Raw genomic sequence first — 24,588 nt, 5'->3', positions numbered from 1 at the left:
TCCACATCAAGCCATACATTTTTACTGGAGTTATAAAAATAAATTAATACATTCAGCTAGATATACCTGCATTGGTGACAACTCAAACTTTAGTCGCAATACAATCAATAGTGGCTATTTCTTTTAGTTATACCCATGGCGTGCTAGCATTTAATTTCTGAAGTTTTTGAACAATGAAAATTATGAGCCTATCTGAAAAAAACGTAGCCTTTGTAATGCACTGTGGTGAAATGGGAAGCCGTTGGGGCTTTAATCGCACTATTGGCCAAATGTGTGGTTTATTAACCATTACAAAAGAGCCGATGACCGCCAACGAAATTGCCGATACGTTAAGTATCTCACGCGGAAACGTAAGCATGGGCATAAAAGAGCTTCAGTCTTGGCGCTTAATTAAAGTGCACCATATTCCGGGCGACCGTAAAGAATACTATGGCCCAGCTGGCAGTATTTGGGATATGGCAAACCGTGTATTTGAAGAGCGTAAAAAGCGCGAAATTGATCCAACTCTAAGTTTGCTGCGCGATAACCTACTCGAACAAGCCCACACCGACGATGAACGCTTTGCGCAACAGCAAATGCAAGAAATCCACGATTTACTCGAAACCGTTACTAAATGGTCAGCAGAGTTACAACGCTTAAGTCCAGAGCAACTACAAAGTCTCATGAAGCTTGGATCTGGTATTGGTAAAGTACTGGATTTTAAAGATAAGATTTTGAAGAAACCTGGAAAAGAGTAAAATTTGCCAGTTTGTAGGAGGCGTTTTAACGCCGATTAAGTCCGCGAATAGCTAGGAGCTAGGCAACCCTACGTGGCAGTAATAAGCTGTAAATTTTGGGCGCTTATTTTAATGCGATCATGATTGCGTGGTTAATAAAGAAAAAAGGTGAAATAAAACGAACACAATCAGAAAGTTAAAAAACTTTTCTGGAACATGTTCAGTTCCCAATTACTTTTTCAACAATAGACTAATTATTGTATTCTGTAAGTTCAGTATGTATAAATGGAATTAATATAAACAAGTATAAAGCGTCAATCCCTCCTCCTGACATAGGATCTGAGTATTTTGTTTCTTCAACTTGGACTAATTATGGCTTTTGGGTGATTTTAGCTACTTCTTGGCTTGCTCACAAAATTATGTATTACATTCCTGAGGAAGGAACAAAGCATAACGGTGACTTATTAGATGCACTCACCTATAATACTGTTGGTGTATTTTGTTTTTTTATTCTTAATATTGTTGTCCAAAATTTTCATGTTTTGGGAAAATACATTTCTATTTTTTGCTGTATATTAAATTTCTATCTTATCTCTGTAATTCTTTACATCAGTTTGAAAAGCCATTTTCCCATAGCATACTTAGGTTCTGTGATTTACTTTGGTTTCGCTGCATACCTATATGATAAAGACTATAAGCTAGGACTCAAATCCTAGCCCGGCCACTCTTTAAATTAACCACCAAGCTTTAAAATCAAACTTGGTGGTTAATTACAGTTAATTACTTAATCGCTGGGTAACCGATGCGATCTGATAAGTAACCCACACTGGTTGCAAAGTAATACGAGCGATTCCAATGCATGAGTGCTTTGTAGTTATCGTAGGCTAGATACATACGGCCGTTCACGTCATCCGGCATCACCATCGCGGCAGTAATGTCAACGTTTGGTAAGTCACTACCATCCATTTTACGAACACCTAATGCTTGCCAGTCAGCTAGACTGCGCTCTGACTCTTTCCAATATTCAAGCCATTGACTGCGCGTTTTAGTGCCACGTTTAAGAATATTTGCGTTATCAAAGTCTTCCGGTAATTTAACTTGGCGACCCCACGTTAAGTCATCGTTCCACCCTGCTTGCTTAAGGTAATTTGCAATAGAGGCGAAGGCATCTTCTTCGGTTGTCCAAATATCCTTGCGACCATCACCATTGTAATCAACCGCATAAGAATTAAATGAGGTTGGCATAAACTGCGTTTGCCCCATTGCACCTGCCCAAGAGCCTTTGAACTTATCAAGGGTAATATGCCCCTCTTTTAAGATATCAAGTGCAGCCCAAAGTTGGTTTTTGTACATGGTTTCGCGGCGGCCATCAAATGCAAGTGTCACGAGTGATGCAATCACGCTGTGTCCACCTTGAATTTTACCGAAATTACTTTCAAGGCCCCAAAGTGCAACAATAAAGCGTGCTTGGACGCCATATTCTTTCGCTACTTTTTCAAGAACGTCTTGGTTTTCTTTATACAATTTACGTGCGCGATCAATTTTCCATTGCGGCACACGTTTTGGTAGATAGGTTTCTAGTGTTTCTTTTACTTCTGGCTGATTTTTATCTGCCGAGATTACTTTTTCTTTGAATTTAGCCGTTGCAAAGGCTTGGTCAAGCAGTGCTTGGTCGTAACCTTTTTCAAGCGCTTCTTTTTTTAATGCGGCAACATATAAATCAAAATCGGCTTGTGTTTTTTGTTCTGCTAGTACAGATGTGCTCAACGAGGCACTTAATAAAATAACGGCAAGTTTTTTAATCACTATCAGCTCCCTTGTCTTTTTTAAATTCGGTCAGCAGGTTTTCTTCCGGCGGAGGTAGTTGTAAGTAGAAACCGTGCTCAATTAACGCTTGCTTAACCGCCTCTAAATCTGCAACACCTAACTTTTTACGGCTAGCAAGATTGATCATCATCACATAATGAGGCTGGCCAAATGTCGCTAATAAAGCGTCTGGGACTCGACTAAAATCCTCTCTTTTCTCTACAAAAAGGTAGGTATCCGCTTTTTTCTTACTTTTATACACCGCAGTTAGCATTATGACCCTATAATATCTTGCTTAACGAAGGCGCACACTATAACATGAGTCAAATAATAAGTTATAAAAATTAGGTTAGATTTTTACTGTATAAGCCTTGTTCAGCCTGCGTTTATCTGTAAATACGACTAACCAAGAAAATTCAATTGAGCGTGTATGTCGGAACAAATTTTTGAATTAAAAGGGAACCTCTTTACATTATCTGTTTTACATTTATTTTCAGCAGATACCTCTCTTTTAAGTAAGCAGTTAGATGAGAAAATCGCCCAAGCACCTAAGTTTTTTGCCGGTGCGCCTATCGTAATCAACTTAAGCGACGTACAAGATGAAGCGCTTGATTTCTCGTTTTTAAAGTCTATGTTAACAAGCTTATCGTTTAATCCTGTCGGTGTGTGTAATGGCACGCAAGAACAAAACGAAAACGCAAAAGCAGCGGGCTTATCGGTCTTGAACTATTCACAGGACGTTAAGGGAGCAACCGCTAAACAACAAACAAATACGTCTATCGTTGAAAAAACTGTTCACCTTCCAGCACAAGTCATTCATGGCACGGTGCGCTCAGGGCAGCAAGTGTATGCAAAAGATCGCGACCTTATTGTTATTGGGGCTGTAAGCCACGGCGCTGAAGTCATAAGCGATGGTAATGTGCATATTTATGGCACATTACGCGGCCGTGCAATTGCGGGGGCTAAAGGTTACAACGAGGCACAAATATTTTGCCAAAAATTAGAAGCAGAACTTGTTTCTATTAATGGCAGTTATTGGATCAGCGACTCCCTACAAGGTGAACACTGGGGTAATGCCGTACAAATCCAACAAAAAAATGATTCATTAGAAATTTCAGCTTTGGTTAAAGGATAAATCTCATGGCAAAAGTAATTGTCGTTACTTCTGGTAAAGGTGGTGTTGGTAAAACCACATCGAGTGCTGCAATTGGCACAGGTTTAGCACTTAAAGGCTTTAAAACCGTTATTATCGACTTTGATATTGGTTTGCGTAATCTAGACCTTATCATGGGTTGTGAGCGCCGTGTTGTTTATGACTTTGTAAACGTTATTAATGGCGAGTCAAACCTAAATCAGGCTCTAATTAAAGATAAACGTGTTGATAAACTCTTTATCTTACCTGCTTCACAAACCCGTGATAAAGACGCCCTAACCCGTGAAGGTGTTGAACGCGTTCTAAACGAGCTGAAAAAAGATTTTGATTACATTGTCTGTGATTCACCTGCGGGTATCGAAGCGGGTGCCATGATGGCAATGTACTTTGCTGATGAAGCAATTGTTACTACCAACCCAGAGGTATCGTCGGTTCGAGATTCAGACCGTATCTTAGGTATCTTACACAGCAAGTCTAAGCGTGCTGAAGAAGGCCTTGAAAGCGTAAAAGAACACTTACTATTAACGCGTTACAACCCAGAGCGTGTTGAAAAAGGCGAGATGCTATCAGTTGAAGATGTACAAGAAATTCTTGCAATTAAACTATTAGGTGTTATTCCTGAATCACAAGCGGTATTAAGTGCATCGAACTCTGGTCAACCTGTGATCTTAGATTCTGAATCTGATGCGGGCCAAGCGTACACAGATGCAATTAATCGCCTGCTAGGTGAAACAGTTGATTTTCGCTTTTTAGATGTAGAGAAAAAAGGCTTGTTCAAACGGATTTTTGGAGGTTAATGTGTCTTTACTTGACTACTTCCGCTCAGAAAAGAAAAGCAGTGCGTCACTTGCAAAAGAGCGATTGCAGATCATTGTCGCACACGAACGTTCACAGCGTGGTACGCCTGATTACCTACCACAGCTAAAACAAGACATCCTTGATGTTATTCGTAAATACGTGAACGTAAGCACTGATGCAGTTCAGGTTCAATTTGACCAAAACGAAGATGATTTAGCGGTCCTTGAGCTTAACGTCACTTTACCTGACGAAGAAAAGAAATAGTCAAAATTGGGCGCCATGTTATAGATAACAGCGCCCTTTTTTATTTCTGCCACTGCATATGAAACTCGTAGTCGTCCTCGCCTATGGTTTTAAAACCTGCCCGTTGATAAAGCCCATATGCGGGATTTGCTTTAAGAACGGTTAAGTTAATTACATTCGCTTCATTTTTTAGCGCATGTAACACCTTTGTTCCTAACCCCTTCCCTTGCTCTGTTGGCTCTATTTGTAACTGCAGTAAGTTTATGTGATCTTGTTCTCTAGTAAACTTAGCAAGACCTACACATTGTGCCTCTGCAAAGACTAAATGACTGTGCTCAAAATGCTCTGCTACGCGTGCTTGATGTTGCTCAAGAGATAAGAACAAACCTTGCTTTTCTAAATGCTCAACCATGGTATTTAAGCGTAAGGCGAGCAAGTAAGGCTTGTCTAGAACTGTCGCTTTTATAAATTTTATCACTGCATGTCCTTACAACAAAAAAGGTACCTTAAGTAAGGTACCTTTTTGGCGTTTAACAAACAACTTTCTGCTAGAAGTTATAGTTTGCACCCAGGTAAAAACGGCGACCTGAATATTGGTTATAGGTAAATCGATTACTTTGCTTCCAATAACCTTCTTCAATTTCTTCTGTTAGGTTTACCACCGACGCTGTAAATGACAACGCATCAGTCAGGTTGTAAGATGCATTCACATCTAACTGACCATAGTCTTTAGTGTATAAGTTGTAGCCCTGGTGAATACCGTTTGCACGATCATCTTTCCAGTTATACGAAGCTCGAACGCTAAAGTCGTCATTTTCAAAGTACACAGAAACATTGTATTGGTGCTTAGCTGTACCCGGAATTTCAGCCTCTGTTTTTTGCCCATCCGTCGATACTTCGCTAGTGCTAGTATCTGTGTAGGTATAGTTAGTTAAAATACCAAAGCCGTTATCAAACGAGTGTTGGAAGAACAGCTCTAAACCTTCAGATTTCGCATCCCCACCACCCACTTTGGTGTTCATTTCTACTTCGATCGGCCCATTACAGCAATCGTGTTCACGTTCTACAATTTCAACAGTCGAAATCGGTAAGTTAGAGATATCTTTAGAGAACAAAGTAGCACCAAGCGCCGAACCATCACCGTAATACCACTCAATTCCTAAGTCGAATTGATCAGAAAGCATTGGCTCAAGGCCGGTATTTACAGAGGTTCCTGTACCTCTACCAGTCCATGAATCTGGTGAGTTAATGTTAACGGGTGGTCCGTATGACTCCGCTTGACTTAAGTCAGAATAACTTACCCTTGCCATAGTACGTGCGGCCGCAAAACGAACGACGAGGTCTTCGGTTGCATCCCATGCTAAGTTAAAGCTAGGTAATACTTCACTGCCATCACTACTGCGCTCATTTGGATCTGTATCATCATCATCTTGGCCAATGACGTCGTCGTATGTAAGGGTACTAAGCTTAGTGTTTACATAGCGGACCCCTACATTACCTCGGAAGTTTTGCCACTCGAAATCAGCTTGAGAGTAAACAGACCATATTTTTTCTTCAAGCGCATAGGTGCCTGATAGGCTTGGCATCACTGTTTGACTGAAATTTTGCTTTAGATAATCATCAAGCGCATTAAAATCAAACGCTAAAAAGTTGAATGCACCTGTATCACCAGCACTATTATCAACAACATGGTCACTTACAAGCGTCGCCGGATCTGGATGAAAATCTGGGTTATGAAACCACTCTGTTCCTGGTAAATAGCCACGGTAACCACCATTATCAGCTATGCCGTCATCCCAACGAAAGTCATTACGAATCCCTTTAATCTCGTGATCTCTGTATTTCGCACCCACATAGAAACGAGTGAAAAAGCTGCCATCAAGATCAAATTTAACATCGCTTTGAAGGTAATCTTCTGAATCTTCATTTTCTGATGAATATGAATCAAACCAATCATAGTATTGGTATGCTTCTTTATCGGTTGCCAAATCAGTGGATACCTCATAATGCGGCTTACCATTCTCAATTGACCATAACCAGCTATTTACAGAGCCTTGGCGCGCATCAATATTTGCGTACGTTTCTTTTGACGTTCCGCCTTCAGCTTCTGTGTGTCCAAGCTTAACTGTAACGCTGTAAGTATCACCATAATAAGTGCCTTCGAAATCGTAGGTGTTTGATTTGGATTCGCCAAAACGCTCACGCCCAGTTAATTGTGGCGACAACAAACCACGACGAACAGGCACACCCCCGTTTACATCAGCATCACCCCAGTTATTATCATTGAGTAAGCCGTTGTCGCCATTGCCGTACGCGATAACTGTATCGCCATCAAGAACAATACCGTAATACGGATTATGGTTATCATTCCACTCCGCAAATGTAATGCTTTGCCCTGTTTGGTCATAGCCTAACTTGGCACCAAAATAGTTAAAGTTTAGATCAAGTCTGTCACTTGGAGCCCATTGTACTGCGACTTGATAACCATCCCGAGTGCGGTCTTGATTTGAGTTATTCACACTCATAGCACGAGGTGCCCAGACATTGTTGTACACTTCACCAGTTGCCTGGTCGACCAACGCAGGGCGTTCTGCACCTTCAACAGTATCTGAGTGAAAACGCCAGTGTGAGGCATTGTTGGTGATTGTTGTCACGGTGCGGTCTTGACGAGTAAAGCCTGCTAATACACCTATGTTTTCGTCATCATTTTTCCATGAATACAGCACATTTACTTGCGGCTTAGTATCTTCGGAAACATCATCGTAAGTTAATTCAGCGCTTAATGCGCCCGAGTTTGCTTCCATTTCGAGTGGCTTACGTGTGTGTAAAATGACAGTACCACCTATGCCACCTTCATCGATTCGTGCCTCTGCACTTTTATATACTTCAACGCTTTTGATCATACTCGAAGGCAGTAATGTGTAATTAAAACTTCGCGTGGGCGTACCCGAGCCAGATGATGCAATGTAATTACCGTTTAATTGCGTGAGTGTCCAATCAGGTGAAGTACCACGAATACTCACTCGACTGCCTTCCCCGCCATCACGGTCAATCAGCACGCCCGATACACGCTGTAATGAGTCCGCAACGTTTTTGTCAGGAAACTTACCAATATCTTCGGCTGTAATTGCATCAACCGTGGCAGCTGATAAACGTTTAATTGCTAAATTTTCTGCCGTTGAAGATCGTATACCTCGCACTTCAATTACTTCAACATCCTCTTCAGCTTGCTCTGCTGCGTAAGTTGTATTAACCGCCGCGAGTAATGAAAGCAAAATTGCATTGCGTTTAAAATGCCGTCCTTGCCCTTTTCTTTTTATTGCTCTTTGCGTGCCCATGCCTTTCTCCAGTTGTGTGTTCTGCTTATGCTTGTAAGACTAAACTGCTTACAAAAGCACTTTATTGTTGTCGTTTTGAAACTGATTATTGGGAGTTAACAGCTTGTAAAACTCAAACTCAGAATAGGGTGAGTGATTAAAAAGTGATAATAAAAATTCGGTGACAGATATGACAAAATCGGCGTATGGAGTATTTTATATTCTTTTTTTTATATTCTGCTTTATAGTAACCCCATAGTTTCTATAGTAATTCCATGAACAAAACCAACAAAAAAAACAAAATCAACTAATTGATTTTAAATAATAAAATATAAATACAAGCTAGTACCGACATTACATTATGTTTAGCAAACTTAACGACCCAAAATATATAAGACAAAAAAACAGCAATGAGTAATGGTAAAATTCTTGAAGTCTGCTTAAACGAAAGTCATTTGAAGCAGCTCGCAAACAATATCTCATCAGCGAGCCAATTAGGCGTGAAACGCTTTGAACTGTGCTGTAATTTGCATCTTGGCGGTTTAACTCCGAGTGTGTCAGCCATTGAATGTGCAGTGAAAAATTTAAAGAATAATGCAGAATTATTAGTGATGATACGTCCGTACAATGATCAATTCGAAGTCGATTCTCAGTGTCATAAAATAATGCGTGAACAGATCAAGTACGCAGCAGAATCCGGTGCACATGGTGTAGTATTTGGTGCAATTAAACATCAGCAAGTCGATGAAGACATAACCCATTCGTTGGTTAATACTGCAAAGTATTTTAATTTAACGGTTACTTTTCACCGTGCCTTCGACACGCTTACATCACCAATAAAAGCCCTTGACTCACTCACTGCATTAAATGTCGATCGCATTTTAACGTCAGGCACACCCTGGCAAAGTGGGCGTAATGCAGTTGATGGCCAAACTCAACTTAACACCTTACTCGCGCATGCTAATGCTAAGCCAGAAATTGTAATTGGTGGCGGCATAACGTTAGATAATGCGCCAACATTGTGGCAATTAATAAACCATCATTCAGCGAAGGCGTCTCTGCATGTTCACACATGTGTGCATAATTCGATTGGTGATATCGACATAGATGCAATTTGTTCATTGCTCAAAAAGGATTAAATATGACTACAAAGCACCTGTATTATCTAGGTATCGACGGCGGTGGCAGTAAATGTAAAGTTCGCTTAGAAAACCAAGACGGTCATCTATTGAGTGAAGCAATTAGCGGCTCAGCCAATGTCGCTACCAGCGCTGTGCAAAGCCAAGCATCTCTATTGGATGCCACTAAACGTGCATTTGAATATGCTGGCTTACCTCTCACTGAGCTGAAAAAAACCTCTGCGCATGCAGGTCTTGCAGGGGCTAATATCGAGTCAGCAAGCAAAGCAATGGCGCAGTGGCAGCACCCTTTTGCTCAGTTTACTGTGTCAACCGATTTAGTGATTGCGTGTAAAGGCGCTCATCAGCATCATGATGGTGCGGTCATTATTCTTGGGACGGGTTTTTGCGCCGGTTTCCAACGTCATCAGCACATCACCGAGTTAGGCGGATATGGCTTATTACTAAGCGATGGTGCAAGTGGGGGCTGGCTAGGCTTACAGCTATGCCGAAAAGCATTTGAAGTACTCGATGGTGTTACACAGCGCTCAAGTGTTATAAATACTCTGCTAAATGAGCTCGATTGCAAGTCGAGTCAAGCTTTAAGCCAACAGTTAATAACGGCCTCCCCTGGGGAACTCGCCAAGTTTGCGCCGCTCGTTTTCGCGCATCCTAACGATAGTTTCTGCCAACAATTACTCACCGAGGCAGGCTCTTTTATAGACCGATATATCGCTTACTTTAAAGCTCAAAATATACACCGTGTTACCTTGGTAGGCGGTATTGCCTCAGCCATTACTCCTTGGCTAAGCCCGTCAAGTCAATCTCAGTTAACGTTAGCGCAAGCTAGTGCTGAAGAAGGCGCTATTTTATTGGCAAAACAGTCATGTTAGTCGCCTAATTGAGCACGCATTTGTGATGGTATTTCACCAAACAAACGCCGAAATTGTTTGCTGAAATAGCTTGGTTCAGAAAAACCGCATTGATACGCTACTTGTGATATTGGTATGCGTGTTTCAATTAATAATTTACGTGCGTTTTCGAGACGCACTTCGTTTATAAACTGATTTGGAGTCTTTGCTAAGTGCTTTTTAAATCGCCTTTCTAGAGCGCTAATCGATAAGTGTGCGAGTTCTGCCAGCTCATCAATACTAATTTGGCGATGATAATGTTCGCGAATATACTTAACAGGTTCTTCAATTGCTCGCACGTGTGAAAGGGCTTTAGATGTTTTTTGTAAATGGCGCGTCACACCATAGGTGCCAATCACATTACCATCGTGATCTTTGAGTGCGTGCTTAGATGTTGAAAACCAGCCAAGCTCACCTTGCAGGGTTTGGTTAAGCTCCAGACGGTCTGTCACGATAAAGCCTTCCATCACTCGCTTATCGTCATTCACATATTGAAACGCTAAGTGTTTAGGCGAAAAGTCAAAATCTGTTTTTAGTAAAATTTGCTCTAGAGTTTTATAACCCTGATGTTCAATAAAATGCTGATTACAATGTAATATTCTACTATCCGTATCTTTCACCCAAAAGAGGATATCGGGCAATAGATCAAATGCAGCAATGAGCTGATTGACTCCCGCTTTTTTTATTATTTCTTGAATATTCATAACTAAAACACCCCTAAAAAATGTCATTGCCATTATATTTTAAACGCCGATTTTGTTGCATTGTCAACCGAATTTTTATTATCGCTTATTGCCCAAGCTTACCTATTATCAATAACATGACATTAACAGTAGCAAACGCTACTTTGATTAGGAGCGCTTAAGATGAGCAAAGCTAAAATCCGCATGGCTATGATCGGCGGTGGCGAAGGTGCCTTTATAGGCGCAATTCATCGCATTGCAGCGCGATTAGATGGCATGATAGAGCTTGTGGCTGGTGCATTCAGCTCGGATGCCAACAAGTGTAAAGCAACTGGCGAATTACTTGGCCTCGATAGCAGCCGTTGCTACGACAGTTACCTCACCCTATTTGCAGAAGAAGCAAAATTACCTGCTGAAGAGCGCGTTGATTTTGTGGCAATTGTAACGCCTAACCACTTGCACTTCCCGGTGGCAAAAATGGCTCTAGAGCACGGTTTTCATGTTTTATCAGACAAGCCTGCAACTCTTTCACTTGTCGAAGCACAGCAATTACAAGAAATCATTACCAAACAGGGGCTTTTGTATGGATTAACACACACCTACACCGGCTACCCGATGGTCAAAGAAGCTAAGCAGCGCATTAAAGCGGGTGAGCTTGGCTGTATTCGTAAAGTCATTGTTGAATACACCCAAGGCTGGCTTGCACAAAGTGAAGATGAAAGCTCTAAGCAAGCAAGCTGGCGTCTTGATACGAGTAAATCGGGAATAAGTTGCTGCATGGGCGACATTGGTGTGCATGCAGCAAATTTGGCTGAGTATGTATCGGGCCTCGAAATAACCCAACTGTGTGCCGATTTGAACCATGTAGTTGATGGCCGCAGCCTCGATGATGATGGCACGGTGCTACTGCGTTTTAACAACGGTAGCAAAGGCGTATTACTCGCAAGCCAAGTCGCTATTGGTGACGAAAACAACCTACGCCTGCGTATTTATGGTGATAAAGCCAGCCTTGAATGGTCGCAACTAGAGCCGAATAGCTTATGGCTGCGTGCGCATAACCAAGCAGCTATCTTGCTAAGAGCGGGTGTAGGTGTACTTCACACTGATACGCAAAATGCACTGCGCACACCGGCGGGTCATCCTGAAGGATACCTTGAAGCCTTTGCCAACATTTACAGTAATTTTGCAAAGCAAATTCACGCATTTAAACAAGGCGACAGCGCCACAAATCAAGAGTTTGATGTACCCGGTATCAAAGAAGCAGTACGCGGTATGGCATTTATTGAGCATGTTGTAGCCTCGTCAGAGCGCGATACTAAGTGGCACAGTTTACAGATTGGATAATACATAATGAAAAAAATCAAAGGGCCAGCGATCTTTCTGGCGCAATTTATTGGCAATGAAGCCCCTTTTAATAGCTTTCGTGGATTATGTAAATGGGCCAGTGGTTTAGGTTACAAGGCCATTCAAGTCCCTACCTCTAACCCCGCTATTTTCGATTTAGAAAAAGCCGCCGAAAGCCAGCAATACTGCGATGAAGTCACTGGTATTGCAGCCGAGTCAGGCCTTACAATTTCAGAGCTATCAACCCACTTGCAAGGTCAGCTGATTGCGGTACACCCTGCATACGATGAAATGTTTGATAATTTTGCTGCAGACCACGTAAAAGGCAACCCAGCGGCACGCACACAATGGGCAACGGAGCAGTTAATGTTTGCCGCAAAAGCGAGTAAACGCCTTGGCTTAACAACGCATGCGACTTTCTCGGGGTCTTTTTTATGGCATACCTTTTACCCGTGGCCACAACGTCCACAGGGACTTGTTGAACAAGGTTTTAACGAACTCGCTAAACGTTGGTTACCAATTTTAGATTGTTTTGATGAACACGGTGTTGATGTTTGCTATGAATTACATCCGGGCGAAGACTTGCACGACGGGGTAACATTTGAGCGCTTTTTAGCCGCCACAAATAATCACCCTCGTGTGAACATTCTATATGATCCGAGTCACTTCGTATTGCAACAATTAGACTACTTAGCATTTATCGATATTTATCATACACGCATAAAAGCGTTTCATGTCAAGGACGCTGAGTTTATTGCAAATGGCCGCTCTGGGGTATACGGCGGCTTTCAAAACTGGCAAGACCGACCGGGCCGTTTTCGATCTTTAGGTGATGGGCAAGTCGATTTTAAGCAAATTTTCAGCAAATTAACCCAATATGGCTTCGATGGCTGGGCAGTGCTTGAATGGGAGTGTTGTTTAAAACACCCAGAAGATGGGGCACGAGAAGGCGCTGAGTTTATTAAGGCACATTTAATAAACCCCACCGACAAAGCCTTTGACGATTTTGCCAGTGGCGCAACAAACACTGAGCGTAATAATCGAATTTTAGGTTTATAAAACCGACAACAATTGAACACACAGGACACACAATATGGACAACAATAATTATAATCGCATTGTCTTTCGGCTTTGCTGTATAGCACTGATTGTGACCTCGATGACCTTTGCCATTCGCGCTGGTATTTTGGGTCAACTTGGTGGTGACTTTGGTTTAACTGACACCGAACTCGGTTGGGTCAATGCAATGGCGTTTTTAGGTTTCCCCGTTGCGACCATGCTCGGTGGTATAATCTACAACGCTATTGGTGCTAAAAAGCTGGTCGCGTTGGCATTTATTTGTCACTTACTTGGCCTTGCCTTAACCATCACCGCAGATGGCTTTTGGGGCTTGCTGGTATCGACTTTTCTAATAGGCTTTGCAAACGGCTCTGTTGAAGCAGGTTGTAACCCATTAATAGCTGAAATGTACCCTAAAAACACCACCACTATGCTTAACCGCTTTCATGTTTGGTTCCCTGGCGGGATTGTAATTGGTGCATTAGCGTCTAATTTCATGTCGGCTGCCGGCCTTAACTGGCAGTGGCAAGTCGCTTTAATATTAGTTCCGACCATTATTTATGGTGCCATGCTAATTAAAGCAAAATTTCCGACCTTTGATACACGTATCCACTCGACCAGCAGCAACATTCGTCATTTATTTACCCCGCTGTATTTATTTCTTATAGCGTGCATGACACTGACCGCCACTACGGAGTTTGGTACTCAGCAATGGATTGAACGTATTTTAGGTTCATCGGGGGCATCACCCATGGTCATTTTAGCACTTATAACAGGGCTCATGGCGGTAGGTCGTTTTTTTGCAGGCCCTATTGTCCACAAGCTTAACCCTACAGGTGTATTACTTGGCTCTGCGCTTTGTGCAAGCTTAGGTATCTTTATGATGAGCCAAGCACAAGGCACCATGATTTATTTAGCCGCTATTTTATTCGCCATGGGTGTAACTTACTTTTGGCCTACCATGCTTGGTTGTGTTGCCGAATACATTCCGAAATCGGGCGCGCTAGGTATGTCGTTAATGGGAGGCGCGGGCATGTTCGCAATGAGTATTTGGAATCCAGTCATAGGAAGTTGGATAGACAGTGCCCGTTTGTCTGCAAAAGCATCAGGTGCCAACGCGGAACAAATCGAAATTTTGGCCGGACAGGCTGTATTACAAAACCTGTTGATATTCCCGATTATTTTAATTGTGGCATTCATAGGGTTGCATTTAGTTATTAATAACAACAAACGCGCTGAAAAGTGCGCATCTTAAGCAAGTAAATCGTCGAGGAACACCATGTTTAAATCTCTCAAAGCACTGACTTTAGTGCTCACAGTTAGTAGCTGTGCACTCGCTAATGCGACTGATAATCAGCTAACACAACAAGAAAAAAACGCCGGATGGCAGTTACTGTTTGATGGCAAAGACATGTCACAGTGGCGTAATTTTAAAAGTGACTCTTTAAATCCAGCTTGGGTTATTGAAGATGGCGCCATGACATTAACAAAAGGAGGTGGTGACCTACTAACCAAGAAACAATATCAAAACTTTGAACTGCACATTGATTGGAAAATTTCAACCAAGGGCAACAGTGGTATTTTTGTGCTGGCCGATGAAGCAGGACAAATGATTTATTCACATGCGCCAGAGATTCAAATTATTGATAACAAAGAGCACCCAGATAACAAAATTGACTCTCATTTAGCTGGCTCAATTTATGATTTATTCGCTGCCCCTGCTGCTGCACATAAACCCGCCAATAGCTGGAACCATGTGCGTATAAAAATGCAAGACAACCATCTACAAGTTTGGCAAAACGGCATTAGTACGACAAGCATCGTTATTGGTAGTACAACATGGAACACACTTGTAAAAGGCAGTAAGTTTGCCAATTGGCAAAACTTTGCAACGGCTAAGCAAGGCCATATCGGGCTTCAAGATCACGGCGATAAAGTGTGGTTTAAAAATATAAAAATTAAGGAGCTTTAAGATGTCTGAATTTAAACATAAGGTATTGGTTGTTGGCTCTGGTGCGGGTGGCGCAATGGCCGCTTACACACTTACAAAACTAGGTCATAAAGTACTGCTGTTAGAAGCAGGTCGCCATTATGATCCAAAAACAGAAAGCCCAATGTTTCGCCGCAATAGCGAGGCTCCATTAATGGGGGCAGGCAACAAAGATAAAAACTTTGGTTTCTACGATGCAACGGTCGATGGCGGTTGGCAAGTACCCGATGAGCCATACACCAGTGCAAAAGGCAGCGACTTTTATTGGTGGCGCGCTCGCATGTTAGGCGGCAGGACTAATCACTGGGGTCGTTACTCTCTGCGCTTTAGTGAACACGACTTTAAAGGTAAAAGCCGTGATGGTCACGGTGCGGACTGGCCTTTCGAGTATGCCGACTTAGCACCTTGGTACGACAAAACAGAAGAGCTCGTTGGTGTGTGTGGCACTAACACTGGCCATGAAGATATGCCAGATTCATCGCCGGGTATTTTGCAGCCACCACCAAAACCCCGCGTACCAGAGTTATTAATTGCTGCTTCTGCAAAGAAATTGGGCATTCAAGCTGTGCCAATGCATCGTGCGGTTTTAACCCGTCCAAAAGACGACCGTTTAGCATGCTTCTATGCAACACCATGTGGCTCTGGTTGCTCAATTGGTGCCGCATTCCAAACAACAACATCGCTGTTACCTATGGCAAAAGCAACGGGTAATTTAAAAGTGATTACTGATGCAATGGTAAAATCGGTGGCTGTTAATGATCAAGGTAAAGTAACGGGTGTAACCTATGTTGATAAGAAAACGGTCACAGAGCACGCTCTTGAAGCTGATGTGGTAATTCTTGCGGCCAGTGCCTGCGAATCAGCGCGTATTTTATTAAACTCTAAACACAAAACACACCCTAAAGGTCTTGCTAATTCGAGTGGTCAGGTTGGTCGTAATTTAATGGATTCAACAGGTGCATGGCTAGGAGCACAAATTCCAGCGCTAAAAGGCCGCCCGCGTTATAACGAAGATGGTCATACCGCAAACCACTTATTCATTCCTTGGTGGGGCCATCAAGCTCAAGCTAACAATGAGTTAGATTTCCCACGTGGTTATCACTTTGAAATTGGTGGCGGCTTCAGACAACCTGGTTCAGGTGTGTCTGGCGATAAACAAGGCTACGGCCCCGCCTTAAAACAACAAATTCGCGATGCGTATGGCTCTTATGTAGGATTTGCGCTACGCGGTGAAATGTTACCAAATAAAGATACTTACATGGAAATTGACGAAAACGTTAAAGATAAATGGGGTATTCCGGTTTCGAAATTCCACTTTAAGTGGTCTGATCGTGAATTAAAGCAAATTGAGCATGGCTTAAAAACGGCCAAACAAATCCTTGAAAACATGGGCGCAGAGGTTGGTGAACTCCCGCCTGCCGAAAAAGCTATTTCAAAAGGTGGCGAGATTATCCATGAGGTAGGTACCACACGCATGGGCAGCTCAAAGAAAGACTCTGTGACTAATCAATGGGGTCAAACGTGGGATTGTAATAACTTGTTCGTCATGGATGCAGGGGTGTTTGCCTCAAACCCACATAAAAACTGTACGCTCACCATCATGACGCTGGCAATGCGTAATTCAACTTGGCTTGCTCAACAAATTGATAATGGGGTACTTTAATTATGCATCATCGTAACGAACACGAAACCTATAACTATGTTTCAGGAATGAGTCGACGAGACTCTTTAAAGTGGCTAGGCTTATTAGCCGCAGGCTCAGCGGTCGGGCTAACCGCAGGGTGTACAAAAGCACTTGAAATCGGTGCAGCATCCTCAACTGAGGGGCATTGGCCGGACTTAGATATTAAACCTATTACCGCAAAAGGTTATGGCCAAGATCCCAATTTAGTGATCCCACCACAATCACCATGGCCATTGACATTAACGGCGGACGAAATAACATTAGTGGCGTTATTATCCGATTATATTGTGCCGCGCGAAGGCACTATTCCATCGGCAAGTGAGTTGCACGTACCGGCGGTTATCAATGAATGGGTTAGCGCACCTTATGAAGGACAACAACGTGACCGCATTAAAATTTTAAATTCACTTGTGTGGATAAACGACGAATCTAAGCTGCGCTTTAAGAAGCCATTTACCGAATTAAGTGAGCAACAGCATCGCGCAATTTTAGATGATATTGCTTATTTTAATGAACAAACACCTGCCCAATTTCAACGTATTGGTAAAGCATTTTTACGCTTTAAAGAGTTGGTGTTAGCCGCTTTCTTCTGCACGCCTGAGGGCTGTAAAGACATTGGCTACTTAGGAAATGTGCCTATTGCAGGCGATTATCCGGGACCGTCTGACGAGGCAAAAGCGCATTTAGATCAGGTTTTAGTAGACCTAGGCTTGAGCGAATACGCCTATACCGATTAGCTTCCCCCCTTGTGTTGTTTTATAACACACTGCAATGCAGGGGGTTAACTCCCCTGCTTTTTTAGGATTTAAATATGTTTAACTCTCGTTATTTATTATTTTTAATTTGCTTTGTATTTAGCAGTCAGTTATTGGCGACTATTCCAGTCAGTGTGCAATTATGGTCGGTTAAGGACTCCCTTAAAAAAGATTTCCATAATACTTTAAAATCACTCTCTGAAATGGGATTTGATGGCGTTGAGTTTGCCGCAGACTTTGGCCCTTACAGTGATAACCCTGCCGGCCTCAAAGCAAAACTAACTGAATTGGGCTTACTTGCCAGTAGTGCTCACGTCGGCTTTGATGCACTCAATGAAAGCAATATTGATAGCACACTCCTTTTTTACAAAACACTTGGGGTAACAACACTGTATGTCCCTTGGGATGAGCGAGCATGGCATCCAGAAGGCGTTAAATCATTGGTTAAAGAACTGACTAAAGTCAGTAATTATGCAAGCCGCTATGATATGAAGATCGGTTTTCACAATCATAATATAGAGTTTAATGCATTTAATAACGCAACATTTTGGGATTATATCGCTAGCAACACCCCAAATAGTATGCCATTACAACTAGACATTGGCTGGGTTAATTACGCGGGTAAAGACCCTCTTTATTTCATAAAAAAATACCCCAAGCGAACGCTCTCAACACACATAAAAGTTCGTACTAAAAATGGCAGCATACTCAGCCCCATTATTGGTGAAAACAGCATAGATTGGCCAGAAATCATCGACACCTTAGAAACAGATGGTAATACCCAATGGTTAGTGCTTGAGCAAGAGGAATACCCTGAGGGGTTAACGCCACTGCAAAGTGTAGCAAAATCGAAAAAGAACTTAGATAAAATTTTAGTGGGGATGTAAATCCCTGCTAATGACGTTATATAGAAAAATAACGAGTGTTATTGAGCATATAATCGGTAAAATTCTCGTTAATTTCTTCACCCAATAAATTTAAACCGCATTATGTTACATACTGATTCAAAAAAGGAACTTCATATTAAATAATACAATATAATCAAAAAAGGGACAGAATACCCTCTTTTAGGCTGGTTGTCATATATTAAAAGGATCGTAATATAAAGAAAAACATCTCAAGGATAGAGCATGAAAGTCCTAACGCTGAAGAAAAATTCAGAGAAAAGCGTGTTATTAATACTCGCTTTTATACTGTTTACCCTGTTGATTCTTTTAGAATATTTACCTGAAAAGTATCTCATTTATCAATTAACGTTGCTAACAACCGTTTTCATATCTGCAATAATTATCGTCTTAGTTATTAGCTCCAAAAGTGAATTAACAATATGCCATCATGGCGTATTTTATCGTTCTATGTTCGGCAACTTTCACATTGAAGCCAGTCGGATCAAATTGCTCCGTCACTATTCAAAATGTGGTTTTCACTGTGTCATTATGTTTGGTGATAGGTTCTTTCTTTTTGCCCCCTTCTACACGTTAACCTCACGGCAAACACAAGGACTAAAACGCTATAATTCCAATTTATTAAATTGGCTACACGAAAAAAATAAACACAGAAAACTGCTCTAACCGCTTAAGCAAAGGAAAGATACTTTAATAAAATCATGTTGTGAAAACGCACCATGCTTATATTTATTAAATCATACTATTTAGAGGGTGTTATTTAAGACATTGAATTTTAATGCGCTTTATAGAAGCAGCCACCAGGTGGTTTGACTATTTAGTGAAAAATATAGTCAAACCACAGTCAGGCTCTGTTTAAAGAGTGGGCTCTTAGTTATCCCATTCTTTAAGAGCATCTTTAACATATTCATAGCGCCAAGAATTGAATAAGTCAGGCTTAGATGACGTTTTTCGTTCTTCGTTATCGAGCTTCCAGTTCCAACTTATTAATTGGTTAATTTGCTTTTTAGACGCTAAGACATCTTCTGGAATACCCTGCTCTTTTGCTACTTTAGTGATCTTTTGCTTAATATCTTTCGCCGCCTTTTTATAAGCTGGAAAATCAATAAGACGCTTTAATTGCTGCGGATGCTCACTAACGTCAATCGCTTTTCCTCGCTCGATGCATTGTAATATTTCAACCCCCGAACGATTTACTTCCATCGGCTCAATACCCGGTACACGGCGTAAAGAGTTTAAGCTTGCGGGTTTACGTTTGGCAATTTCAACCATATTGTGCTCTTTCACTACAAAGTTAAGCGCGAGGTTTTTTCGCTCAGCTTTTTCACGGCGCCATGCAGCAAGCTCTCGTAATACGGCTAAGTCATGAGGACGCAATTGCCATGCATTTTTAATATCTTTATAAAGCTGATCATAAGGCGTTTGATAAGCCCGTTTTTGCGCAACCAACTCACTTTCACTAATGACGATATCAAAAAAGCCAGCTTCATCAATTTGCTTTTTAATTATTTCGAAACAAGGTAATAAATGAAAAGTATCGGCTGCTGCGTAATCTAGCTGTTTTTTGGTTAATGGGCGTTGTAGCCAGTTTGTTCTTGATTCGCTTTTATCTATTTCGATATCAAGTAATTCTTTGACCATGTGGGCGAACCCCATGCAGTTGCCATGCCCTAAAATTTGCAGTGCAAACTGGGTATCAAACAAGGGGGTTGGAACAAAACCCGCGTACTTTTGAAACACCTCAATATCTTCTGACGGAGAGTGCAACACCTTTAAAACATCAGGGTTTTTAAGCACTTGCCAAAAATCATAAAGCGACAACTCTGCCAATGGATCGATTAGCGCTAAATGCTCACCATCAAAAACTTGAATAAGTGCAACCTCTGGGTACAAGGTGCGACGGCGCATAAATTCGGTATCAATAGCAAGCACAGACTTGCCTGTAATTTGTTCTACAAAATCATTTAATTGGTTTTGCGTTTCGATCACTTGGTATTGCACTTATACCCCTTTAAATATCAATTACCATAAAAAAAGCCGGCTAATGCCGGCTCTTATTATTTTTCGTCCTTTAAGGCTCTTCTCAGAATCTTACCAACGTTTGTTTTTGGTAATTCATCCCTAAACTCAACCAGTTTAGGCACCTTATAGTTCGTTAAATTATCACGACAGTGTTTTATTATATCTTTTTCAGTTAAAGATTGATCTTTTTTCACGACAAAAACTTTAACTTGTTCACCACTTACTTCATGCGGGATACCGATTGCTGCGACTTCAAGCACACCTTCGTGCATTGCAACCACTTCTTCAATCTCATTTGGGAATACATTAAAGCCCGACACAATGATCATGTCTTTCTTACGATCCACAATATAGAAGAAACCTTCATCATCGTATGTCGCAATATCACCTGTTGCAAACCAGCCATCTTTTAAGCACTCAGCTGTGGCATCTGGGCGATTATAATAACCGAGCATAACTTGTGGGCCTTTAACCCATAGTTCGCCGGGTTCACCTTTTGCTGCTTCTTCACCGTTTTCAAGCATTAGCTTAATATCAGTGCTTGGCGCAGGTAAACCAATTGAGCCATTGTAGCTGTCTAGATCGTATGGACTCACTGTAACAAGTGGCGCACACTCAGTTAGGCCATAGCCTTCCATCAATTTGGTTTTTGTGACAGCTTGCCATTTTTCTGCAACAGGACGTTGCACCGCCATACCACCGCCTAATGACATTTTTAAACTTGAGAAATCAAGTTCAGCAAATCCCGGAGTATTCAATAAACCATTAAACAACGTATTTACACCCGTCACGGCTGTAAATTTATGTTGCGCTAACTCTTTGACGAAACCAGGCATATCACGTGGGTTTGTGATCAGCACGTTTAAGCCACCATATTTCATGAAGGTTAAACAGTTAGCTGTCAGTGCAAAGATGTGATAAAGCGGCAGTGCTGTAATAACCACTTCTTTACCGCGCTCTAAAACATTATCTAAACAACCTGATACTTGTTCAAGGTTACCAACCATATTACCGTGCGATAACATAGCCCCTTTTGACACACCGGTTGTTCCACCTGTGTATTGTAAGAATGCTAAGTCGTTAAGATCGACATCTGGCTTTTTATAGATTGCTTCATCACCCGCAAGCGCATCAGAAAACTTGATTACATTCGGGAGTGAGTAACTTGGCACCATTTTTTTGATATATTTAACAACAAAGTTAACGATATGCTTTTTGAGGCCGCCAACCATGTCGCCCACTTGTGTGACCACAATGTGTTTGACGTTCGTTTTTGGTAATGCTTTTTCGAGGGTGTCAGCAAAATTAGCAAGAATAAATATTGCAGATGACTCAGAGTCATTTAACTGATGCTCTAATTCACGAACCGTGTAAAGTGGATTGACATTAACCACTACACAACCAGCGCGAAGAATACCTAAAATTGTTACCGGCGTTTGCAGTAAGTTAGGCATCATTACCGCTACTTTATCGCCTTTTTTTAGACCAAGATCATTTTGAATGTACGACGCAACACGTTTTGTTGCACTGTCGATTTCGCTGTAGGTCAACACTTTACCCATGTTAGTAAAGGCTGGAAGGTCACTATAGTCAGCAAAACTTTTTTCAAACAAGTCGAGTAACGAGTGATAATGCTCAGGGTCGATTGTTTCAGGCATACCTTCTGGGTAGCGCTTAAGCCAGATTTTTTCCACTCTTAGCTCCTGTTTATAATTATATTTTTTAATAACCTTAATCTAACTAAGGCCGTTTCACAATGGAGTAAATACTCTAATGGTGCAGATAATCCCATATTTGGTGCAATTATACAATTAACTTGCTTTATCGTGCCTAATAAATGCATGAATGTGTTCTAAGGTTAATGCAGGACTTTGCATATGGCAATGGTGACCGCCTGGTATCTGATGAATTTTTAACTCCTTGTAATATTTACCATAAGCATCTAAGTTTTGTTTTACGAATTCAAATCCTTTATCGCCCATTATAAGCTGGCATGGGGCTTTAATGAGTTTGATTGTTGCTTCACATTGTGCCTCATTAAAACGAAACCCTGAATGATTTTTAAGCTTAGGATCGGTTCTCAAGTACCACTTACCACCCTTTTCATAACAATTACGCTCCATGAGGAGCGCAGCGTGCGGGTACGCTAAATCGCCACTGGCGAGTCTTGCACTAATAATGTGCGCCTTTGACTCAAATGCGCGTGGCTGTTTAGTGTTTACACGTGCCCGGTTCAAAATTGCTTTTCGAAGTTGACTCGCTGTATCTGAACTGGGTGTAGTCACACAGCCTATCCCTTCTATAAAATTGACCGAGGCCACTTTTTCTGGAAAGCAACTTGCGAAAACGCCTGCAACCATCGCTCCCATCGAATGACCAACTAAGTGAACACGATCCACATTGAGTGTCGCAAGTAACATATAGATATCATCAATGTAATCTATAAAGTAGTAATGTGCATCTTTATTACGCCAATCTGATAAGCCGTGCCCCGGAAAATCAACGCAATACCATGTGTGGTTTAAGGTCGCATTATGTAGCATAGGTAGGTAACTATTTGCGTTATCTAGCCATCCGTGTAAAGCAATCACAACCTCTTCACCATGACCAAAGGTTAGGCCATGCAAGGTTTTATCGCCAGTTTGATAAGAAAAAGGCTGCACACTTGCTCCTATTTTTTAAACGTTTCAACTTAAAGGCGTTTATTTATCGTCTGGCTAGTATACAATAATCTCGGCAGTATAAATAAGGGCACAATAATAAGGTTACATCAATGAAATTTAAATTAAGTCTTTTAGCATTATTATGCTCAGCAAGTTCAGTTATGGCTGAATCTGCACCAAAAAATATCATTTATATGATTGGTGATGGAATGGGCCCTGCATATACCACCGCTTATCGTTACTTTAAAGATGATCCAAACACCAAAGTTGTAGACCCCACTGTATTCGATACTATTTTACGTGGTATGGCGCACACTTACCCTGATGACCATACTTATGTGACAGACAGTGCAGCGGGCGCAACAGCGTTAAGCAGTGGACGAAAAAGTTATAATGGCGCTATCGCCGTTGATACTGACAAAAAGCCAGTCAAAACAATGCTCGAAATAGCTAAAGAGCGTGGCATGACAACGGCTCTTGTGGCAACGTCACAAATTAATCATGCAACACCTGCGAGTTTTGCAGCGCACAATGAATCTCGTCGTAACTATGACGAAATTGCTAACGACTATATTGATAATAAAATCGCCGGTAAATTACCCGTCGATCTTATGTTAGGTGGCGGTACGAAATACTATGTACGTGATGATCGCAATCTTGTAGAAGAGTTTAAATCGGCTGGTTATCAGTACAGTGATGACTTTGCAGCCCTTAATGAGATAAAGCAAATACCTGCTCTGGGTTTATTTGCCGAAGTCGGTTTACCGTTTGCGCTGGACGAAAACCCAACACGTTTAACACAAATGACGTCTAAAGCGCTTGATTTACTTGATGGTCAAAATGATAAAGGGTTCTTTGTCATGATCGAAGGCAGTCAAATTGATTGGTGTGGTCATGCGAACGATATCGCGTGTGCAATGGGTGAAATGGACGACTTTGCAAAGTCTATCGAACAGGCAAAAGCGTATGTTGATAAAAACCCAGACACGTTACTTGTCATCACAGCTGATCACTCAACAGGTGGTTTAACTCTGGGTGCTCACGGTCAATATAAGTGGGAAACAGAAGTCGTTAAAGGTGTTAAAGCGACGGCGGGTACCATTACTGATGAGTTACAAAAAACTGACGACTTAAAGTCAGTATGGCAACGTTATACTAATATTGAATTTACCGAAGAAAATAGTATCAAACTTGAGCAAGCTAAAAAAATGGGTGATAAAGCGTTACTCCTTGCTGTAAAAGATATTATTAACCACGCTAGTTTTACTGGCTGGACAACGGGTGGTCATACAGCTATTGACGTACAAGTTTTTGCTTACGGTCAGCGCGCAAAAGACTTTTACGGTTCGCAAAACAACACAGACATTGCTGATAAGTTGATTGATTTTATTAAACAGTAATCGTTTTAAACGAAAAAAGCC

Annotated in this window: 22 protein-coding genes; 14 read left to right on the top strand and 8 right to left on the bottom strand. The window is 41.5% G+C overall.

Annotation, left to right across the window (positions count from 1 at the left end; all coding sequences use genetic code 11):
* The first annotated feature begins 182 nt into the window (after positions 1-182).
* Positions 183-737, top strand: coding sequence for a GbsR/MarR family transcriptional regulator (locus tag H3302_RS19385; protein ID WP_118845272.1), 555 nt, complete (start codon positions 183-185; stop codon positions 735-737).
* A gap of 759 nt (positions 738-1,496) precedes the next feature.
* Here H3302_RS19385 and H3302_RS19380 read toward each other — a convergent pair.
* Both H3302_RS19380 and H3302_RS19375 read right to left on the bottom strand, forming a co-directional pair.
* A complete protein-coding gene (locus H3302_RS19380; RefSeq protein ID WP_118844898.1) occupies positions 1,497-2,522 on the bottom strand; it encodes a lytic transglycosylase domain-containing protein in 1,026 nt (341 codons plus the stop codon).
* Positions 2,515-2,796, bottom strand: coding sequence for a YcgL domain-containing protein (locus tag H3302_RS19375; RefSeq protein WP_036971922.1), 282 nt, complete (start codon positions 2,794-2,796; stop codon positions 2,515-2,517). Before H3302_RS19375 ends, H3302_RS19380 begins: the two co-directional genes overlap by 8 nt.
* A 156-nt stretch (positions 2,797-2,952) precedes the next feature.
* Between H3302_RS19375 and minC the strand changes: the two genes are divergently transcribed.
* From minC to minE, 3 genes are read left to right on the top strand one after another with little or no spacing between them, the layout of a single operon-like run.
* Entirely contained in the window at positions 2,953-3,657 is a 705-nt protein-coding gene (gene minC / locus H3302_RS19370) for a septum site-determining protein MinC (protein ID WP_036971924.1), read from the top strand.
* Between the two features lie 5 nt (positions 3,658-3,662).
* The gene (gene minD / locus H3302_RS19365; protein ID WP_036971926.1) at positions 3,663-4,472 is read left to right on the top strand and encodes a septum site-determining protein MinD; all 810 of its coding nucleotides are present in this window, start codon (positions 3,663-3,665) and stop codon (positions 4,470-4,472) included.
* Position 4,473: 1 nt separating this feature from the next.
* Entirely contained in the window at positions 4,474-4,737 is a 264-nt protein-coding gene (gene minE / locus H3302_RS19360) for a cell division topological specificity factor MinE (protein ID WP_036971927.1), read from the top strand.
* 40 nt (positions 4,738-4,777) lie between these two features.
* Here minE and H3302_RS19355 read toward each other — a convergent pair whose 3' ends face one another.
* Together H3302_RS19355 and H3302_RS19350 are read right to left on the bottom strand one after the other, a co-directional pair.
* Complete coding sequence (locus tag H3302_RS19355) at positions 4,778-5,194, bottom strand: GNAT family N-acetyltransferase (protein WP_259369908.1); 417 nt, start codon at positions 5,192-5,194, stop codon at positions 4,778-4,780.
* A 70-nt stretch (positions 5,195-5,264) separates the two neighbouring features.
* Positions 5,265-8,054, bottom strand: coding sequence for a TonB-dependent receptor (locus H3302_RS19350; RefSeq protein WP_051501852.1), 2,790 nt, complete (start codon positions 8,052-8,054; stop codon positions 5,265-5,267).
* Positions 8,055-8,443: 389 nt separating this feature from the next.
* On the opposite strand from H3302_RS19350, the gene H3302_RS19345 reads away from it, so the two are divergent.
* Both H3302_RS19345 and H3302_RS19340 read left to right on the top strand, forming a co-directional pair.
* Positions 8,444-9,172, top strand: a complete 729-nt coding sequence (locus tag H3302_RS19345; RefSeq protein ID WP_182396549.1) for a copper homeostasis protein CutC — start codon at positions 8,444-8,446, stop codon at positions 9,170-9,172.
* A gap of 2 nt (positions 9,173-9,174) precedes the next feature.
* Positions 9,175-10,044 (top strand): BadF/BadG/BcrA/BcrD ATPase family protein, encoded by an 870-nt coding sequence (locus H3302_RS19340; RefSeq protein ID WP_118844895.1) that lies wholly within the window; start codon positions 9,175-9,177, stop codon positions 10,042-10,044.
* On the opposite strand, the gene H3302_RS19335 is transcribed toward H3302_RS19340, so the two are convergent.
* Positions 10,041-10,766 (bottom strand): AraC family transcriptional regulator, encoded by a 726-nt coding sequence (locus H3302_RS19335; protein ID WP_075593275.1) that lies wholly within the window; start codon positions 10,764-10,766, stop codon positions 10,041-10,043. The genes H3302_RS19340 and H3302_RS19335 overlap by 4 nt on opposite strands.
* Before the next feature lie 162 nt (positions 10,767-10,928).
* On the opposite strand from H3302_RS19335, the gene H3302_RS19330 reads away from it, so the two are divergent.
* The 7 genes from H3302_RS19330 (at position 10,929) to H3302_RS19300 (ending at position 18,464) form a co-directional block, all read left to right on the top strand.
* Complete coding sequence (locus H3302_RS19330) at positions 10,929-12,089, top strand: Gfo/Idh/MocA family protein (RefSeq protein WP_036971931.1); 1,161 nt, start codon at positions 10,929-10,931, stop codon at positions 12,087-12,089.
* A gap of 6 nt (positions 12,090-12,095) precedes the next feature.
* Positions 12,096-13,148: a sugar phosphate isomerase/epimerase gene (locus H3302_RS19325; RefSeq protein ID WP_182396548.1), complete on the top strand. Its 1,053-nt coding sequence runs from the start codon at positions 12,096-12,098 to the stop codon at positions 13,146-13,148.
* A gap of 34 nt (positions 13,149-13,182) precedes the next feature.
* A complete protein-coding gene (locus H3302_RS19320; RefSeq protein WP_182396547.1) occupies positions 13,183-14,403 on the top strand; it encodes a sugar MFS transporter in 1,221 nt (406 codons plus the stop codon).
* 24 nt (positions 14,404-14,427) lie between these two features.
* The gene (locus tag H3302_RS19315; RefSeq protein WP_182396546.1) at positions 14,428-15,120 is read left to right on the top strand and encodes a DUF1080 domain-containing protein; all 693 of its coding nucleotides are present in this window, start codon (positions 14,428-14,430) and stop codon (positions 15,118-15,120) included.
* A 1-nt stretch (position 15,121) separates the two neighbouring features.
* Positions 15,122-16,801, top strand: coding sequence for a GMC family oxidoreductase (locus H3302_RS19310; protein ID WP_036971935.1), 1,680 nt, complete (start codon positions 15,122-15,124; stop codon positions 16,799-16,801).
* Between the two features lie 2 nt (positions 16,802-16,803).
* Positions 16,804-17,559 carry a gluconate 2-dehydrogenase subunit 3 family protein gene (locus H3302_RS19305; protein ID WP_182396545.1) on the top strand — a complete coding sequence of 252 codons (756 nt, stop codon included), beginning with the start codon at positions 16,804-16,806 and terminating at the stop codon, positions 17,557-17,559.
* 74 nt (positions 17,560-17,633) lie between these two features.
* Positions 17,634-18,464 (top strand): sugar phosphate isomerase/epimerase, encoded by an 831-nt coding sequence (locus H3302_RS19300; RefSeq protein ID WP_182396544.1) that lies wholly within the window; start codon positions 17,634-17,636, stop codon positions 18,462-18,464.
* An 888-nt stretch (positions 18,465-19,352) separates the two neighbouring features.
* Here the strand turns inward: H3302_RS19300 and rnd are convergent.
* The 3 genes from rnd to H3302_RS19285 form a co-directional block, all read right to left on the bottom strand.
* Positions 19,353-20,483, bottom strand: coding sequence for a ribonuclease D (gene rnd, locus H3302_RS19295; RefSeq protein ID WP_036971939.1), 1,131 nt, complete (start codon positions 20,481-20,483; stop codon positions 19,353-19,355).
* A 56-nt stretch (positions 20,484-20,539) separates the two neighbouring features.
* Entirely contained in the window at positions 20,540-22,198 is a 1,659-nt protein-coding gene (gene fadD / locus H3302_RS19290) for a long-chain-fatty-acid--CoA ligase FadD (RefSeq protein ID WP_182396543.1), read from the bottom strand.
* A 117-nt stretch (positions 22,199-22,315) separates the two neighbouring features.
* On the bottom strand, positions 22,316-23,167 hold the full coding sequence (locus H3302_RS19285; RefSeq protein ID WP_182396542.1) for an alpha/beta fold hydrolase: 852 nt from the start codon (positions 23,165-23,167) through the stop codon (positions 22,316-22,318).
* A gap of 110 nt (positions 23,168-23,277) precedes the next feature.
* On the opposite strand from H3302_RS19285, the gene H3302_RS19280 reads away from it, so the two are divergent.
* Positions 23,278-24,567 (top strand): alkaline phosphatase, encoded by a 1,290-nt coding sequence (locus tag H3302_RS19280; RefSeq protein WP_036971942.1) that lies wholly within the window; start codon positions 23,278-23,280, stop codon positions 24,565-24,567.
* Positions 24,568-24,588: the final 21 nt, after the last annotated feature.

This window comes from Pseudoalteromonas sp. MT33b, from assembly GCF_014117385.1.
In the GTDB taxonomy this organism is placed as follows: Bacteria; Pseudomonadota; Gammaproteobacteria; order Enterobacterales; family Alteromonadaceae; genus Pseudoalteromonas; species Pseudoalteromonas lipolytica.
This window is presented reverse-complemented; position numbering and strand designations above follow the sequence as displayed.

Bases quoted from the DNA above. Each gene is read 5' to 3' on its own strand.
- H3302_RS19385 (WP_118845272.1), top strand. From the start codon at position 183: ATGAGCCTATCTGAAAAAAACGTAGCCTTTGTAATGCACTGTGGTGAA.
- H3302_RS19375 (WP_036971922.1), bottom strand. From the start codon at position 2,796: ATGCTAACTGCGGTGTATAAAAGTAAGAAAAAAGCGGATACCTACCTT.
- minC (WP_036971924.1), top strand. From the start codon at position 2,953: ATGTCGGAACAAATTTTTGAATTAAAAGGGAACCTCTTTACATTATCT.
- minD (WP_036971926.1), top strand. From the start codon at position 3,663: ATGGCAAAAGTAATTGTCGTTACTTCTGGTAAAGGTGGTGTTGGTAAA.
- H3302_RS19350 (WP_051501852.1), bottom strand. From the start codon at position 8,054: ATGGGCACGCAAAGAGCAATAAAAAGAAAAGGGCAAGGACGGCATTTT.
- H3302_RS19345 (WP_182396549.1), top strand. From the start codon at position 8,444: ATGAGTAATGGTAAAATTCTTGAAGTCTGCTTAAACGAAAGTCATTTG.
- H3302_RS19340 (WP_118844895.1), top strand. From the start codon at position 9,175: ATGACTACAAAGCACCTGTATTATCTAGGTATCGACGGCGGTGGCAGT.
- H3302_RS19335 (WP_075593275.1), bottom strand. From the start codon at position 10,766: ATGAATATTCAAGAAATAATAAAAAAAGCGGGAGTCAATCAGCTCATT.
- H3302_RS19330 (WP_036971931.1), top strand. From the start codon at position 10,929: ATGAGCAAAGCTAAAATCCGCATGGCTATGATCGGCGGTGGCGAAGGT.
- H3302_RS19325 (WP_182396548.1), top strand. From the start codon at position 12,096: ATGAAAAAAATCAAAGGGCCAGCGATCTTTCTGGCGCAATTTATTGGC.
- H3302_RS19320 (WP_182396547.1), top strand. From the start codon at position 13,183: ATGGACAACAATAATTATAATCGCATTGTCTTTCGGCTTTGCTGTATA.
- H3302_RS19315 (WP_182396546.1), top strand. From the start codon at position 14,428: ATGTTTAAATCTCTCAAAGCACTGACTTTAGTGCTCACAGTTAGTAGC.
- H3302_RS19310 (WP_036971935.1), top strand. From the start codon at position 15,122: ATGTCTGAATTTAAACATAAGGTATTGGTTGTTGGCTCTGGTGCGGGT.
- H3302_RS19305 (WP_182396545.1), top strand. From the start codon at position 16,804: ATGCATCATCGTAACGAACACGAAACCTATAACTATGTTTCAGGAATG.
- H3302_RS19300 (WP_182396544.1), top strand. From the start codon at position 17,634: ATGTTTAACTCTCGTTATTTATTATTTTTAATTTGCTTTGTATTTAGC.
- H3302_RS19280 (WP_036971942.1), top strand. From the start codon at position 23,278: ATGAAATTTAAATTAAGTCTTTTAGCATTATTATGCTCAGCAAGTTCA.